The sequence below is a fragment of the Pseudomonas sp. GW460-12-10-14-TSB1 genome (assembly GCF_017349775.1).
In the GTDB taxonomy this organism is placed as follows: Bacteria; Pseudomonadota; Gammaproteobacteria; order Pseudomonadales; family Pseudomonadaceae; genus Aquipseudomonas; species Aquipseudomonas piscium.
The window spans coordinates 63,700-79,722 of the sequence record NZ_JACNAC010000014.1; the positions used below are offsets into that span (position 1 = coordinate 63,700).

The 16,023-nt window shown below is 62.3% G+C and carries 13 protein-coding genes and 1 riboswitch; of the genes, 9 read left to right on the plus strand and 4 right to left on the minus strand.

The window, feature by feature from the left end:
• Nucleotides 1-29 precede the first annotated feature (29 nt).
• Nucleotides 30-151: riboswitch (yybP-ykoY riboswitch) on the minus strand.
• A 52-nt stretch (nucleotides 152-203) separates the two neighbouring features.
• Together J4D52_RS11535 and J4D52_RS11540 are read right to left on the minus strand one after the other, a co-directional pair.
• Nucleotides 204-1,202 carry a class I SAM-dependent methyltransferase gene (locus J4D52_RS11535; protein ID WP_102676023.1) on the minus strand — a complete coding sequence of 333 codons (999 nt, stop codon included), beginning with the start codon at nucleotides 1,200-1,202 and terminating at the stop codon, nucleotides 204-206.
• Nucleotides 1,203-1,235: 33 nt separating this feature from the next.
• Nucleotides 1,236-2,201, minus strand: a complete 966-nt coding sequence (locus J4D52_RS11540; protein WP_102676024.1) for a 2-hydroxyacid dehydrogenase — start codon at nucleotides 2,199-2,201, stop codon at nucleotides 1,236-1,238.
• Between the two features lie 82 nt (nucleotides 2,202-2,283).
• On the opposite strand from J4D52_RS11540, the gene J4D52_RS11545 reads away from it, so the two are divergent.
• The 6 genes from J4D52_RS11545 (at nucleotide 2,284) to J4D52_RS11570 (ending at nucleotide 12,773) form a co-directional block, all read left to right on the plus strand.
• A complete protein-coding gene (locus J4D52_RS11545; RefSeq protein WP_025806216.1) occupies nucleotides 2,284-2,913 on the plus strand; it encodes a LysE family translocator in 630 nt (209 codons plus the stop codon).
• Nucleotides 2,914-3,049: 136 nt separating this feature from the next.
• On the plus strand, nucleotides 3,050-4,150 hold the full coding sequence (locus J4D52_RS11550; RefSeq protein ID WP_102676025.1) for a hypothetical protein: 1,101 nt from the start codon (nucleotides 3,050-3,052) through the stop codon (nucleotides 4,148-4,150).
• Between the two features lie 256 nt (nucleotides 4,151-4,406).
• A complete protein-coding gene (locus J4D52_RS11555) occupies nucleotides 4,407-6,089 on the plus strand; it encodes a fatty acid--CoA ligase (protein WP_025806214.1) in 1,683 nt (560 codons plus the stop codon).
• A gap of 337 nt (nucleotides 6,090-6,426) precedes the next feature.
• On the plus strand, nucleotides 6,427-8,316 hold the full coding sequence (locus J4D52_RS11560) for a DUF1302 domain-containing protein (RefSeq protein ID WP_097305009.1): 1,890 nt from the start codon (nucleotides 6,427-6,429) through the stop codon (nucleotides 8,314-8,316).
• 28 nt (nucleotides 8,317-8,344) lie between these two features.
• Nucleotides 8,345-9,709, plus strand: coding sequence for a DUF1329 domain-containing protein (locus J4D52_RS11565; RefSeq protein WP_007928419.1), 1,365 nt, complete (start codon nucleotides 8,345-8,347; stop codon nucleotides 9,707-9,709).
• A gap of 328 nt (nucleotides 9,710-10,037) precedes the next feature.
• A complete protein-coding gene (locus J4D52_RS11570) occupies nucleotides 10,038-12,773 on the plus strand; it encodes a LuxR C-terminal-related transcriptional regulator (RefSeq protein WP_102676026.1) in 2,736 nt (911 codons plus the stop codon).
• 7 nt (nucleotides 12,774-12,780) lie between these two features.
• Here the strand turns inward: J4D52_RS11570 and J4D52_RS11575 are convergent, their stop codons facing one another.
• On the minus strand, nucleotides 12,781-14,121 hold the full coding sequence (locus tag J4D52_RS11575; RefSeq protein WP_063432931.1) for a HAMP domain-containing sensor histidine kinase: 1,341 nt from the start codon (nucleotides 14,119-14,121) through the stop codon (nucleotides 12,781-12,783).
• On the minus strand, nucleotides 14,114-14,788 hold the full coding sequence (locus J4D52_RS11580) for a response regulator transcription factor (protein ID WP_025806209.1): 675 nt from the start codon (nucleotides 14,786-14,788) through the stop codon (nucleotides 14,114-14,116). The genes J4D52_RS11575 and J4D52_RS11580 overlap by 8 nt, the downstream gene beginning before the upstream one ends.
• A 134-nt stretch (nucleotides 14,789-14,922) precedes the next feature.
• Between J4D52_RS11580 and J4D52_RS11585 the strand changes: the two genes are divergently transcribed.
• From J4D52_RS11585 to J4D52_RS11595, 3 genes are all read left to right on the plus strand, one after another.
• Nucleotides 14,923-15,108 (plus strand): hypothetical protein, encoded by a 186-nt coding sequence (locus J4D52_RS11585; RefSeq protein ID WP_025806207.1) that lies wholly within the window; start codon nucleotides 14,923-14,925, stop codon nucleotides 15,106-15,108.
• Nucleotides 15,098-15,343 carry a hypothetical protein gene (locus J4D52_RS11590; RefSeq protein WP_025806206.1) on the plus strand — a complete coding sequence of 82 codons (246 nt, stop codon included), beginning with the start codon at nucleotides 15,098-15,100 and terminating at the stop codon, nucleotides 15,341-15,343. The genes J4D52_RS11585 and J4D52_RS11590 overlap by 11 nt, the downstream gene beginning before the upstream one ends.
• Nucleotides 15,344-15,493: 150 nt before the next feature.
• On the plus strand, nucleotides 15,494-15,994 hold the full coding sequence (locus tag J4D52_RS11595; RefSeq protein WP_025806205.1) for a methylated-DNA--[protein]-cysteine S-methyltransferase: 501 nt from the start codon (nucleotides 15,494-15,496) through the stop codon (nucleotides 15,992-15,994).
• Nucleotides 15,995-16,023: the final 29 nt, after the last annotated feature.

The following is a 16,023-nucleotide window of genomic DNA, read 5'->3' on the forward strand; positions in this document are numbered from 1 at the left end:
GTAAGGTGTGCGTGTCATAGGTCTTGTCAAACCCTGCGGTCCGTCTGTGCGGACTCTTGGGTCGCATGCGCCATGATCTGAGGATCAAGTATGTTGACGCATGCCGGGCGAGCGTGACGCTCGCGGGAGACTACTCCCCTAGGACGGAGCGGATTCTGCCTAGGCAAAGTCCATTCGGCAAGCGTTCTTTTGCAAAAAGGTTTTCAGCCGCGCTTGGCGCTGTAAATGCGAAAACCCTGGCCTTCGGCCTTGATCGAACAGGGGCCGAGATGCTCTTCGATCAGCGGTTGATAGCGCAGGAAACTGTTGGCTACCAGCCGGAGTTCACCACCTGTTTTCAGATGTTTGGCTGCTTTTCGCAGCAGGTTCTCTGTCGCTTGGTAGTCCGTGTGGACCCCGACATGGAAGGGTGGATTGGTCAGGATGGTGTTCAAGCCCATGGGCGCGGCATCGATGCCGTCACCGGTCAGGACCTCGGCTTCCAGGCCGTTGGCGGCCAGGGTCAGGCGACTGCTGGCAGCAGCGAAGGCGTCGACGTCGAGCAGGGTCACGCTGTTATGCGGGTAGCGCCGTTTGATCGCCGCGCCCAGAACCCCGGCGCCGCAACCGAAATCCAGCAGATGACCGCTGGGCAGTTTGTCCAGGTGTTCCAGCAACAGGGCGCTGCCGCGATCCAGGCGACCATGGCTGAACACCCCCGGCAGGCTGACCACTTTCAGCGGCCCTTCAGCCAGCGGCAGTTCATATTCCTGGGCCAGGCTTTCCAGGCTGATGGCTTGCGGCGCGTTGTCTACCGTCACTTGCCACAGCTGGCAATGCCGCGCGCTGTCGAGCTTGCGCGGTTTGCCGAAAGGGTTGAGCTGCTTGGCCGCGCGTTCGATGCCGCTGCGTTTTTCCCCGACCAGATACAGCTCGCGCCCGGCCAGGCGCGAGGCGAGGGCGTTGAGCAGGTAGTCGGTCAGTTCCTTGGACTTGGGCAGGAACAGCACGGCGTTGGCAAAGCCTTGCTCGGGTGCGGTCACGCCGAAGTGGCTGCGCCCGGCGAAGCGTGCGTCCAGCGCGGCCTGATCGCCGGCATGCCAGCACCAGCCATGAGCGGCCGGCAGGCGGCCGAGCAGGTCATCGGCAGGCAGTCCGGCCAGCAGCAGCGAGCCTTGAAACAAGTCAGCCTGACGAAGCAGTACTTCACTGCGCGGATCCATAATCTGCTCCTGGGAAAAAAGTGGCGCAGTTTATCAACTGACGACCCGCAGCGCTGTACCGCTGAAAAACGCCTGGGCGTTTTCCGCCAGCTGGCCGACGATGCGCTGCCGGGCTTCGCGGCTACCCCAGGCGTTGTGTGGGGTCACGATCAGCCGCGGGATGTCATGGGCCAGCAGCGGGTTGCCTGCGGTCGGCGGCTCGACGCTCAACACGTCGGTGGCCGCTCCGCCCAGGTGGCCGCTGCGCAGGGCGTCGGCCAGGGCCTGCTCGTCGATCAGGCCACCACGGGCAGTGTTGACCACAAAGGCCTGGGGCTTGAGCAGGGCCAGCTCCCGGGCGCCGATAAGGTGCCGGGTATGTTCGTTGAGCGGGCAGTGCAAGGTCAGCGCATCGACCTGTGGCAGCAGTTCATCCAGCGGCAGACGATCAGGGCGTGCCGGGCGGCCGGGAATCTGCCCCAGCAGCACGCGCATGCCGAAGGCTTCGGCCAGGCGGGCGACGGCGCCACCCAGCTCCCCATGGCCCAGCAGGCCTAGGGTCTTGCCTTGCAGTTCGACGATCGGGAAGTCCAGCAGGCAGAACTGCCGGGCCTGCTGCCAGCGACCGTCACTGACCGCCTGACGGTAATCGCCGAGGCGGGTGGCGAGGTTGAGCAGCAGCATGAGGGTGTGCTGGGCCACCGATGGCGTGCCGTAGCCCTGGCAGTTGGCGACTGTGATGCCTCGGGAGCGGGCGGCGGCCAGATCGACATTGTTGGTACCGGTGGCCGCCACCAGGATCAGTTTCAGCTCGGGGCAGGCGGCCAGGGTTTCGGCGTTGAGCAGCACTTTGTTGCTGATTGCCACCTGGGCTCCCTGCAAGCGCTCGACCACCTGTTCGGGGTTGGTCCGGTCATGCAGTTGCAGTTCGCCGAATCTGTGGCGCAGCACGCCGAGGTCGAGGTCGCCGAGGTCCAGGGAACTGTGGTCGAGGAAGACGGCGCGGCGATTGTTAGTCATCAACTGTACCTTTTGCACGAGGGTCTGAAGGCGTAATCTGCCGAGCCTAACAGATGAAATAATTAGATACACAGGAGTGTCCATGTACCTCGCCGAGTTCTTGACCGTCGCCCTTATTCACCTGCTTGCCGTGGCCAGCCCAGGCCCGGATTTCGCCGTCGTGGTGCGCGAAAGCGTGACCCACGGTCGCCGCGCCGGCACCTGGACGGCATTGGGCGTCGGCACCGCAATCTTCCTGCATGTGGGCTATTCGCTGCTGGGCATCGGCCTGATCGTGTCGCAGTCGATCGTGCTGTTCAACGCGTTGAAATGGGCCGCCGCCGCTTACCTGCTGTACATCGGCTACAAGGCCCTGCGGGCGCAGCCGGCCAAACCCGCTACCGAGAACCTGCACCTGGAAGCCGGCGAGCGCACCGCGCGCGGCGCCTTCACTTCCGGTTTCGTGACCAACGGCCTGAACCCGAAGGCGACCTTGTTCTTCCTGTCGTTGTTCACCGTGGTCATCAATCCGCACACGCCCTTGGCCATCCAGGCTGGTTACGGCGTGTACCTGGCGGCGGCGACGGCTATCTGGTTCTGCCTGGTGGCGCTGCTGTTCAGCCAGCAGAAAGTCCGTGCCGGTTTTGCCCGCATGGGCCACTGGTTCGACCGCACCATGGGCGCGGTGCTGATCGCCATCGGGGTGAAGCTGGCCTTTACCGAGATGCATTGAGCCGGTCTTTCTCGTCCAGGTTGGTCGGATATTTCTGATCATTAATTGGGATTAATCGTACAATCGTCCGCTTTTATGCCACTCCGGCAGATCGAGCCCCTTGGCTGTCCGGAGAGCGCGCGAGACCGGACGCTTGATGACGATACAAAAAGTACCGCAGCAGTTGCTCTATCTGGTTTATGGCGGCAAAGAGGTTTATCGCCATGAAGCGAAATTCAGCATTCTGACGGCCCTCGACCAGAACAAGGGTGCCGAGCCGCTGGTGATCCGGGTCATGACCGACCGGCCCGAGGATTACCACGGCTGGCCGGTGCAAGTGGTGCCGTTGAGTGAGCAAACGCTGATCGAGTGGCAGGGTGACCAGGGCTACTACCACCGCCGCAAGGCCTGTGCCTTTGCCGCGGGGCTCGCGCTGGCGGACAAGACCCTGTTTGTCGATACCGACACCTTGTTCGAGGCCGATCCGCAGCGGCTGTTCGATCGCATCGCACCCGGCCAGTACCTGATCGATGAAGACGAGTTTCTCTGGTCCGAAGTCCGGACCCGCCCCGAGTTCGTCAAGCTCGACCGCTACCTGCAGACCAGCGGGCAGTCGGTATCCGACGACCAGCGCCTGTTCAACAGCGGGGTCTGTGGTCTGACGGCTGGCGATGGTCCGTTGATGCAGGCCTCGATTGCCTTGATCGATGAGTGGAGCGCGCACATCAAGGACCTGCACACCCTGGAACAGATCGCCCTGTCATTTGCCTTGCGCGGTCAATCCGTGGGCGAAAGCAAGAACTGCATCTATCACTACTTCTCCGACAAGGACTTCTTCCACGCCATGCAGGCGCTGTTCTTCCAGCGTCACGGCGAAGCCTTCCGGCCGGAGTTGCTGCGCATGCAGCGCGAGGTGCCACGGCGCAAACCCTTGCCGTCGCTGTTTCAGCGCTCGCGGATCAAGTTCTACTTGAGGCGGCAGAACAAGGACATGCAAAAGGTCGGGCGCGACCTGCTGTATGGCAGCTGCGGCCCGTTCTCGCCCTATGTCGAGGCTTGCCGCCACGTCTGGTGGGATCAGGGGCTGCGCCAGATCCAGCGCCGGGACATGGGCCAGCAGGCGCCGATTCGCGCGCTGGCGCGTGGCGAATGGCCGGCCGGGTTGCCCAGGCCGAGTAACCGCGATGTGGAAAAACGCCTGCGCCACTACCTGCAACAGCAGTTGCAGCCGCACGGGCCCGTACACGTGGCTAAGTAATGGGATCTGGCGCTTTGAGCTGATTCAGGGCGCCGAGATATTCCTGCAAAGGGCTTGCCGAGCAAACGGCTTGACGCTTATGTGAGGGCATTCCCACGAAAGCAGGCGGGCTGATCCCCGGTCGCACGAATGCTGGCTTGGAGCTAGCATTCGTACGGCCCTGCAAATCATTCCTTTGGCTGATTTGGCAGAGCCAGCGGCGCTCTAGAGTGAGCGTTCTTCAGCCACGACCGTGCAGTCACGAAAAGGGATGCTTATGTTGCAGACTCGCGTTATTCCGCCAGCCGAAGGCGCCTACCAATACCCGCTATTGATCAAGCGGCTGCTGATGTCCGGCACCCGTTACGAGAAGACCCGTGAAATCGTTTACCGGGACAAACTGCGTTACAGCTACCCAACCCTGATCGAGCGCGTGGCCAGGCTGGCGAACGTGTTGACGGCTGCCGGGGTCAAGGCCGGGGATACCGTGGCGGTGATGGACTGGGACAGCCATCGCTACCTGGAGTGCATGTTCGCCATCCCGATGATCGGCGCGGTGATCCATACCATCAACGTGCGCCTGTCACCGGAACAGATCCTGTACACCATGAACCACGCCGAGGACCGCTTCGTGCTGGTCAACAGTGAGTTCGTCGGGCTCTACCAGGCGATCGCCGGGCAACTGACCACGGTGGAGAAAACCCTGCTGCTGACCGACGGCCCGGACAAGAGCGCCGACCTGCCGAACCTGGTGGGCGAATACGAGCAGCTTCTGGCGGCAGCGAGCACCCAGTACGCCTTCGAGGACTTCGACGAAAACTCGGTGGCCACCACCTTCTACACCACCGGCACCACCGGCAATCCCAAGGGCGTGTACTTCACCCATCGCCAGCTGGTGCTGCACACCATGGGTGTGGCAGTGATCATGGGCAGCATCGACAGCGTGCGCCTGCTGGGCACCAGCGATGTGTACATGCCCATTACCCCGATGTTCCACGTACATGCCTGGGGCCTGCCTTATGTGGCGACCATGCTCGGCCTCAAGCAGGTCTATCCCGGCCGTTACGACCCGGAACTCCTGGTGGAGTTGTGGCGCAAGGAAAAGGTCACCTTCTCCCATTGCGTACCGACCATCCTGCAGATGCTGCTCAATGCCAAGGCGGCCCAGGGCACGGATTTCGGCGGCTGGAAGATCGTCATCGGCGGCAGCGCGCTCAACCGTGCACTGTACGAAGCCTCCAAGGCCAAGGGCATTCAACTGACGGCGGCCTATGGCATGTCGGAAACCGGGCCGCTGGTGTCCTGCGCCCACCTCAACGAAGAGCTGCTGGCGGGTACCGAGGATGAGCGCACCTCCTACCGGATCAAGGCCGGCGTGCCCGGGCCTCTGGTGGAGGCGGCGATTGTCGATGGCGACGGCAACTTCCTGCCGGCCGATGGCGAGACTCAGGGTGAGCTGGTGCTGCGCGCGCCCTGGCTGACCGAAGGCTATTTCAACGAGCCGCAGAAGGGCGCGGAGCTGTGGGAGGGCGGCTGGCTGCACACCGGCGACGTGGCGACCCTCGACGGCATGGGCGTGATCGATATTCGCGACCGGATCAAGGATGTAATCAAGACCGGAGGCGAGTGGGTATCGTCCCTGGCCCTGGAAGACCTGATCAGCCGCCACCCGGCGGTACGCGAAGTAGCAGTGGTGGGTATCCCCGATCCGCAATGGGGCGAGCGCCCGTTTGCCTTGCTGGTGGTCCGCGAGGGGCGTGCGATCGAGGCCAAGGAGCTCAAGGAGCATCTCAAGCCGTTTGTCGAACAGGGGCACTTGAGCAAGTGGGCGATTCCCAGTCAGATCGCCCTTGTTACTGAAATTCCCAAGACCAGTGTCGGCAAGCTCGACAAGAAGCGCATCCGCCTCGACATCACCGAATGGCAGGCCAACAACAGCACCTTTCTTTCGACGCTGTAAACACCTCCTACCGTGCCCGAAAGGGCACGGTAGAGCCCACCAAGCAAGCGCTTGCCTTGTCAAATCCGAATTTTCAGCCATCCTTGCCGTGCCGGCATTTGCCGGACTGGCGAAAGGACCGTTCCAGAGTGGTTGGAGGCTGCAAATCACACTTTAGAGGGATCAAGCCGTACCACCTGCTGGCTATAGTCCGCCCAAGGATTTTTAAGAACGGGGCAACCGCACAACATGGGGCGATGCAACTTTGAACGACTTCGGGGCTGACTGGGTTCCGCCCGTTCAGAGCGTTTTTAAAAGTGCTCACTGCCATAACAATAAAGCACATGGAGTAGCGTCGATGACATCAGTAAACCAGTTCTGGCGCCGGGCGAAACTGCCTCTGGCCGTCAGTCTCGCCTCTACGCTCGCCGGACCTGCCTTCGGCGTCAGTTTCAACATCGGTGAAATCGAAGGTCAGTTCGACTCTTCTCTATCGCTGGGTGCGAGCTGGTCTACCCAGAGCCCCAACAAGAATCTGATTGGTGTCAACAACGGCGGTCATGGCCTGTCCCAGACCTCCGACGATGGCCACGCTAACTTCAAAAGCGGCGAAACCTTTTCCAAGATCTTCAAGGGCATCCATGACCTTGAACTGAAATACGGCGACACCGGCGTCTTCGTCCGGGGCAAGTACTGGTATGACTTCGAGCTCAAGGACGAAAGCCGCGAGTTCAAGGACATCAGCGACAGCAACCGCAAGGAAGGCGCCAAGTCCTCCGGCGGGCAGATCCTCGACGCCTTCATCTATCACAACTACTCGATCGCCGAGCAGCCGGGTTCCGTGCGTCTGGGCAAGCAAGTCGTGAGCTGGGGTGAAAGTACCTTCATTGGCGGCGGCATCAACTCGATCAACCCGATCGACGTGTCCGCTTTCCGCCGTCCTGGCGCGGAGATCAAGGAAGGCCTGATTCCGGTCAACATGTTCTACGTCTCCCAGAGCCTGACCGAGAACCTCTCGGCCGAAGCCTTCTATCAGCTGGAATGGGACCAGACCGTCGTCGACAACTGCGGCACCTTCTTCTCCCAGCCGGACATCATCGCCGACGGTTGCAGCGACAACCTGCGGGTGCTGAACAAACGCTCGACCATTCCATCGATTGCGCTGGGGCCACTGGCCGCCGCGGGCGTCGACGTCAACCAGGAAGGCGTGCTGGTACGTCGTGGCCCGGACCGCGATGCACGGGACAGCGGGCAGTGGGGCGTGTCCTTCAAGTACATGTACGAGCCGCTCGACACCGAGTTCGGCGCGTACTTCATGAACTACCACAGCCGTGCGCCGATCTTCAGCGCCACCGGTGCTCCGCAGGCGGTCTTCGACCGTGTCGCGGCCTTGCCAGCGGCGTTCCGCGCCCTGGGCCCACTGGTGGTGGCGGGCAGCTCCGAGTACTTCGTCGAGTACCCTGAGGACATCCGCCTCTACGGCCTGAGCTTCTCCACCACCTTGCCTACCGGTACCGCGTGGAGCGGTGAGATCAGCTATCGCCCGAACGCTCCGGTGCAGCTGAACTCCACCGATATCCTGTTCGCCGGTGTTCGCCCACTGGGGGGCACCCTGGCCAATGCCTCGCTGCTCGACGGCGCGCCGGGTCAGGACCTGCATGGCTATCGCCGTAAAGAGATCACCCAGCTGCAGACCACCTTCACCCATTTCTTCGATCAGGTCATGGGCGCCAGCCGCCTGACCCTGGTCGGTGAAGTCGGCCTGACTTACGTGGGCGGCCTGGAAAGCACCTCCAAGGTTCGTTACGGCCGCGATCCGGTCTATGGCCCGGGCGAACTGCCTGCCACCGGCAGCCTGGACACCTGCTCGCAGATCCTCAACACCAGCACCATCAACGGCGCGGGGGCGGGCGCGGCGACCAACAATCGCAGCCGCAACTGTAACGACGACGGCTTCACCACCTCGACTTCCTGGGGTTATCGCGGTCGTGCCATCTGGGAATACAACGACGTGTTCGCCGGTGTGAACCTCAAGCCGAACGTGGCCTGGTCCCATGACGTCAGCGGTTACTCGCCTGGCCCTGGCGGCAACTTCGAGGAAGGCCGCAAGGCCATCAGCCTGGGCGTGGATGCCGAGTACCAGAACACCTACACCGCGAGCCTGGCGTACACCAACTTCTTCGACGGCAAGTACACCACCGTGGATGACCGTGACTTCGTGGCCCTCAGTTTCGGCGTGAACTTCTAAGCACTGCATTTTCAGGAAGAACAAGAATATGAAAGTAACCAAGAGTCTGTTGCAGGTCGGTGTCCTCGGGCTGTCGCTGCTGGCGACCGGGGTCATGGCCGCGGTCTCGGCCGATGAAGCGGCCAAGCTGGGCACCTCCCTGACGCCAATGGGCGCGGAAATGGCCGGTAACTCCGCCGGCACCATTCCAGCCTGGAAAGCCTTGCCGACCAACGCCGGCAGTGTGGACGGCAAGGGCTTCCTGTCCAACCCGTACGCCAGCGAGCAGCCGCAGTTCACCATCACCGCGCAGAACGTCGAGCAGTACAAGGACAAGCTGGCGCCGGGGCAGTACGCGATGTTCAAGCGCTACCCGGAAACCTACAAGATGCCGGTCTATCCTTCCCACCGTGGTGCTACGGTACCCGCCGACGTGTTCGCCGCGATCAAGGAAAACGCCACCAAGACCAATCTGGTCAGCGGCGGCAACGGCCTGGAAAACTTCAAGACCGCCATTCCTTTCCCGATTCCGAAAAGCGGCGTGGAAGTCATCTGGAACCACATCACCCGCTATCGCGGCGGCAGCGTGACCCGTCTGGTGACCCAGGCGACGCCACAGGCCAACGGCTCGTTCAGCCTGGTGTACTTCCAGGACCAGTTCGTGTTCCGCGACAAGATGAAGGACTACGATCCGGCGAACCCGGGCAACATCCTGTTCTACTTCAAGCAGAAAGTGACCGCGCCGGCGCGTCTGGCCGGTGGTGTGCTGCTGGTGCACGAAACCCTCGACCAGGTGAAGGAACCGCGTTCGGCGTGGGTCTACAACGCTGGTCAGCGTCGTGTGCGTCGCGCCCCGCAAGTGTCCTATGACGGTCCGGGTACCGCGGCCGACGGCCTGCGTACCTCCGACAACCTCGACATGTACAACGGCGCGCCGGACCGCTACGACTGGAAGCTGGAAGGCAAGAAGGAGATGTACATCGCCTCCAACAGCTACAAGCTCGACTCGCCGCAACTGAAGTACGCCGAGATCATCAAGGCCGGCCACATCAACCAGGACCTGGCTCGCTACGAGCTGCGCCGTGTCTGGCACGTGGTCGCGACCCTGAAGGAAGGTCAGCGTCATATCTACGCCAAGCGTGACTTCTACATCGATGAAGACACCTGGCAGGCCGCAGTGATCGACCATTACGACGGTCGTGGCCAGCTGTGGCGCGTGGCCGAGGCGCATGCCGAGAACTACTACGACAAGCAAGTGCCGTGGTACGCCCTGGAAACCCTCTACGACCTGCAGTCGGGCCGTTACCTGGCACTGGGCATGAAGAACGAAGAGAAATCGGCCTATGACTTCGGCTTCACCGCCACCACCAGCGACTTCACCCCGGCGGCCCTGCGCCAGGATGGCGTTCGTTAACCCGCGGTAAATCGAGGCGCATCCTCGATCGACGCCCCGACTGGTTCGGGGCGTTTTTTATTGTCTGGGTTTTTCTACAAAACACGGGGTGGTCCCTGTAGAAGCGAGCTCGCTCGCGAAAAATACTCCAGGCAACGCGACTTCCCGGTAAAACCGCGCTGTTCTGATCGCGAGCAAACTCGCCCCTACAGGTACGCGGGGAGCGCTGACAAACCTGGTTGTATTCTTTTTCTAGCCATCTGTAGCAAAAATCTTCAACAGGGGGCTTTTTACCGATAGTCTGCCGACATCTGTATTGCCGACAACAGCACTTCAATAAGAGTTGGCCATGACTGATCTGTCCCGTATCCAGGGGCCTGCCGGTGCGCCCATTCCCGCGCCGGAAGGGCGCTTCTACCGACCACCCTTGCCCGACGGCTACGTACTGCGGCCGCGTCTGTGCGAACGCTTGAGCGCAGGCCTCGATGGCCGGTTGCTGTTGGTCAGCGCACCGGCCGGTTTTGGCAAGAGTTCGCTGGCGGTGGAGTTCTGCCAGAGCCTGCCGCCGCACTGGCGCAGCCTGTGGCTGGGGCTCAGCCGTCGGGACAGCGATCCGGGCCGTTTTCTCGAGCGCCTGCTTGAGGGGTTGCAGCAATATTTCGCCCATTTGGGCAGCCAATCCCTCGGGCTGCTGAAGATGCGTCAGCGCCACCAGCCCTTCGCCTTCGAAGAGTGGCTGGACGGCTTGCTCGACGAGTTGGCGGCCCACCTTTCCAGTGCGTCTCCCTTGTTGCTGGTGCTGGACGATTACCACCTGGCCCAGGGGCCGGTGCTCGATCGCTGCCTGCAGTTCTTCCTCAATCATTTACCCGACGGCCTGCTGGTGCTGGTGACCAGCCGCCAGCGCCCGGACTGGCACCTGGCGCGTCTGCGCCTGTCGCGGCAGTTGCTGGAATTGCACGAGCAGGACCTGCGCCTGACCTACGACGAATCCCTGACCCTGCTCGACCGGCACAGCAGTTCGCTGCGTGGCGAGGCGCTGGAAAGCCTGATCCTGCGCAGCGAAGGCTGGGTAGCGGGCCTGCGTTTCTGGTTGCTGGCGGCCTTGGAGGCGGGCAGCGGTGGAACCTTGCCGCAGTCGCTGAATGGCGGCGAAGGCCTGATTCGCGATTATCTGTTGGAAGAAGTCATCGATTGCCTGCCTGCCGAAGTGCAGTCGTTTCTTTATGACACGGCGCCCCAGGAGCGTTTCTGCAGCGAACTGTGCGACGCGCTGCGCGAGTCCCATGACAGTGCCGAGATCCTGCGTTACCTGTTGGCCCACCAGGTGTTCCTGGTGCCGCTGGACGAGCAGGGGCACTGGTACCGTTATCACCACCTGTTCTCCGACCTGTTGCGCACCCGGCCCACCGCCAACGCGGTATTGCCGCCGGCCAGCCTGCACTTGCGGGCCTGTCGCTGGTTCAACGCCCAGGGGCTGCTGGACGAAGCGGTGGAGCAGGCGTTGCGCGCCGGGCACCTGGATGTGGCGGCGAACCTGGTACAGAACCTGTCCGAGGAACAGTTGCTGGCGGAACAGAACGTCGGCATGTTGCTGCGCTGGAAAATGGACTTGCCCGACAGCCTGCTGATCAGCACCCCGCGGCTGATCGTGCTGTACAGCTGGGCGCTGGGGCTGGCGTGCCAGCTGGATGCCGCCGAGGAACTGGCCAGCCATTTGAGTCGCTTCCTGCCGGCCCCCTCGGCCACTGCGCAGAAATCCATGCTGGCGCAATGGCTGGCCTTGAGCGGGATCGTCGCCCGTGGGCGCGGGAATCGCGAGCTGACCCTGCTGTATTGCAGCGAAGCCCTGGAAACCTTGCCCCAGAAACGTTACGGGCAGCGGCTGGTGTGCCTGTCGACCCTGTCCAACCTGGCGATCGCCGATGGCGATTTGTGGCGCGCCCGGGGGCTCAACCGCGAGTCCCTGGAACTGGCGCAGCGGGTCGGCAACCCCTTGTTCGAGGCCCTGGCCCATTACGACCGGGCCCGGGTGCTGCAAGCCCGCGGCGAGATCCTGCGGGCGCTGGATGAAGTCCGCCAGGGTTTGCAGCGCTTGTATGGCCTGTCCACGCAGCGCCTGTATGCGGTACGTGCGCGGTTGACGCTGTATGAGGGTTATCTGTTGATGTTGCGCTGCCAGCCCGAGACCGGGCTGGCGCGCTTGCGGGCGGGCCTGGTCGAGGCCCGGGCCTGTCGCGATATCAGCGTGCTGATCGGCCATTGCGTGATCGCCAACCTGGAAGGTCACAACGGTGAATTTGCCAAGGCCTTTGCCGAGCTGGCCGAGGCCGAACGCCTGATGCACATCTGGGACGTCCCGCCGATCTACTACCTGGCGATGATTACCCTGGTCAAATGCGAACTCTGGCTGGCCCAGGGCCGCACCGACCTGGCTCAGGCCTGGCTGGCTCGCCTGGGGCAGACCTACACCGGCGACCAGGCCGCTGCGGCGCCGGAGTTTCATCCACAGCTGCCGCTGCATATCGAGTTGCAGCAGGCCTTGCTCGACAGTATCCAGGGCGCGCCGGCCCTGGCCGAACAGCGCCTGGACAAACTGGTGGAGCATGGCCGGGAGAGCGGGCGGCAGATGCTCAATGTGATGGCCTTGAATCAGAAGGTCGCGCTGTGGCTGGCCCAGGGGCGCGATCCCGAGGCCCGACAGGCCTTTGCCCAGGCGCTGGAGGCCGCCGTGGGCGGGGCATTGCAACCGTTCGAATGGGCAGTACGGGCGCATCCGGCCTGGGTCCGCGAGCAACTTCAGCAGGGGCCGGCGACGCCATTGCGCCAGACCTTGCTCGAGCGCCTGCCAGCTGCCGTGGCGCGCGAACCTCTGGAGCAACATCATGGCGAAGCCCTCAGCTCCCGCGAGCTGGCGGTGCTGCAACTGATCGCCCAAGGTTGCTCCAACCAGGAAATCAGCGATCAGCTGTTTATCTCGCTGCACACCGTGAAGACCCATGCCAGCCATATCAACAGCAAGCTGGGGGTGGAGCGTCGCACCCAGGCCGTAGCCCGGGCCCAGGAACTGGGCTTGCTGGGTTGATCGGCTGTCAGTTGATCTCGCTGGCATCGCCCTCGGCGTGCTCCTGGGGTGAAGCTGAAGGCTCAGTGGTGTTGAAGTCCAGGGTCACCGTGAAGCGCTGTTGTTCGGTGACGACCTGGATTTTCCAGCCCAGCCTGGCGCACAGCTGGCGCATCAGTTCCAGGCCCAGGCCGTAGCCGAAGTCGCTGGATTCTTCCGGCTGGCTGGTGTCGCGGATGCGGTTGACGATGCGCAGTTGCAGCTGCTCGAAGGTGATTTCGATGCTGCCTTCGTCGGCATATTGCAGGGCATTACGCAGAAAGTTACCGACCACGATCCGGCAGGCGGTCGGGGGCAGACGACAGGGCTCGTTGCTGATGTCGAGGATCAGTTCGATGTCCCGCTTGCCGATCAGGTAGCGATGCTCCTGGATCAGTTCGTTGAACAACTTGGCCATGTCGATGGCTTCTTCCGGCAAGGGCTCAAGGCGCTCGCGGCTCATCCACAGCAGAGTCTCGGCAATGCGTTGCATGTTCAGTACCGAGCGTTCGATACGTTGCAGAGGCGGGGGCAGCGTGCCCCCGGACTGCAGGGCCAGCAGTTCCAGGTTGGCCTTGAGCACCGCCAGCGGTGTGCGCAACTCATGGCTGGTGTAGCGCAGCAGGCGCCCCTCGCGCAGGCTGGCGGCCTGTACCTGCTGCACGCTCTGGGCCAGGGAGTCGGCCAGCACATTGAATTCCTTGAAGCGGAAATTCGGACGTTGACTGGACACCGCATCCGGATCTTTCAGGGTGGTGGACCACTGGGCCAGCCGGCCGAGGGGGCGTACCAGCCACCAGACCAGCAGGACGATGATGATCAGTGCCGGGACGAATACCGCCAGACTGATGAAGTTGACGCTGTTCAGTTCGTGATCGAGGTAGGCATCGGACAACGGGGTCTCGACCTCGCCGCCTTCTTCATGGTCGTGGTCGACATCGAACATGTACAGGGTTTTGCCGTCACCCAGGGGCTGGGCCAGGATCGCTTTGACTTCATCCTGTCCATCGGCTTCCAGTTCACCGAACACCTGCACGGCACCGAAGGACAGGGTTGGCGGCGTATCCAGCAACTGGCGAATTTTCGGCGGCAACGCCTCCTTGCCGATAACACTGCTGAAGAAATAGTTCTGCGGTGGGGGCAGGCTTGGGTCTTTCTTGTAATGCCTGACGAAGTACAGGGCTTCCTCTTCCATCATGGCGCTGGCGGTATAGAGCAGGCCACGGACGCTGTAGCTCGATAGCAGTTGGCTGTAGATCAGCAGCACCACGGCGATCAACAGCAGGAAACTGCCGCTGATCACCCATTTCAGACTCAGCCCCTTACGCATGGGGCCTCAGCTGTACGCCGATGCCGGAAATAGTGTGGATCAGCGGTTGGCTGAAATCCTTGTCCACTGCCTTGCGCAAGCGGTGCATATGCACCTTGAGGGTATTGCTGTCCGGTGGCTCGTCGCCCCAGACCGTGGCCTCGAGACGTTCGCGACCCACCGGCTCGGGACTGGCACGCATCAGGCACTCCAGCAAGGTCCAGCAGATGGGCGACAGGTGCAGTTCCTGTCCGGCGCGGCTGACCTTGCGGGTGGACAGATCCATGGTCAGGTCGGCCACCTGCAGGCGGCTGGCCTGGCCGCTGCGCCGCAGGCTCAGGGCGCGGATCCTGGCCACCAGTTCGGCCAGCTCGAAGGGCTTGACCAGATAGTCGTCGGCGCCCATGGCAAAGCTGGCGAGCTTGTCCGGCAGGGCATCCAGCGAGGTGAGCATCAGGATCGGTGTCTGTTTGCCCTGTTCGCGCAGCTGTTTGCACAGTTGTTGGCCGTCCAGGCGCGGCAGCATGATGTCCAGCAGGATCACATCATAATGCTGGTCCAGCGCCAGGCTCAGGCCGGTCCGGCCATTACTGGCGTGATCGCAGACGATCCCGCTGATCTCCAGGTATTCGATGACGGTATTGGCCAGGTCGAGGTTGTCCTCGACCAGCAGCAGGTGGATATGCACGGGAACGTCCCCTTGGACCCTTGTCGCTCAGTGGCCCAGAGGATAACGGAGTCGGGCATTTTTTTACCGATGTTTACCTGGCGTTAACCTGTCGGACTCTATGGTGGCGGCTTTTACACCAAGAGAACGCCACCATGAACCTGTCTCCTTTGATCAAAGACATTCTGCTGGTCTTGATTGTCATCGGCCTGGTGACCTATGGCTTGCTGTCCAGAACGCCTGCGGTGCGCCTGGGCGAGGGTGGGCCGCGGGCAGGGTTCTTGATCGGGCGTGGGAGGGAGCTGACAGCAGGATCGGACGCTACTACCTATGCATCCTGAAAAGGCCGGCGCGGGATACACCGATCAGTTGGTGTTTTGCTTGTTGCTGATTCTCTGTGTGTCGCTTGCGCTGGGCACCTATATCGTCCGGCTCAATGCGCGCATCGATCAGCAGCGTGAACTGTCGCCGGTGCATCTGCTCGAGTGTGGCAATGGGCGCGGTGCTTTTATCGTCTATCCCCATGGGCGGCGCAGCAGCAGTGACAATTGTTATCTGATCGAAGAGGATGAGTAGCCAGCGTAGCGGCACCCAGGAAGATCCGGCGCTGAATTCAAGCACAAGAAACGTAGTTCTTGCGCTTGAATGTCGATCTACAGTGCAGGCGTACTGAGATGAAGGCCAGGCCTGGGCCTGATCTCCCTGGAGGATAAAAGGAGGCTTACCATGTCCTGCGTATTCAAATTGATGAATTCCCCCGTCGGTCAACTGACCCTGGTTGCCAGAGGCACGAAGCTCGCCGCGATTCTCTGGGAGAACGAACGCGAAAACCGCGTGCGTCTCGGCCCGTTGCAGCCTGCCGAGGATCATCCGGTCTTGCTGGAAACCGAACGCCAGCTCAATGAGTACTTTGCCGGCAGCCGCGATTGCTTCGAGTTGGAGCTGGACTTTGTCGGCACCGAGTTCCAGCGCAAGGTCTGGCAAGCGCTGCTGACCATTCCTTTCGGCGAAACCCGCAGCTACAGCCAGATTGCCGCACAGGTCGGCAGCCCCAAGGCCGTGCGCGCGGTCGGCGCGGCCAACGGCCGGAACCCGATCTCGATCATCGCCCCCTGCCACCGGGTGATCGGCGCCTCGGGCAGCCTCACCGGTTTTGCCGGCGGCTTGCAGGCCAAGCAGTTCCTGCTGGCGCTGGAGGGGGAGGAAACCCTGCAGTTGGCGTTCTGACGGGAATGGCTGCCGCCCGGGACCTAGGG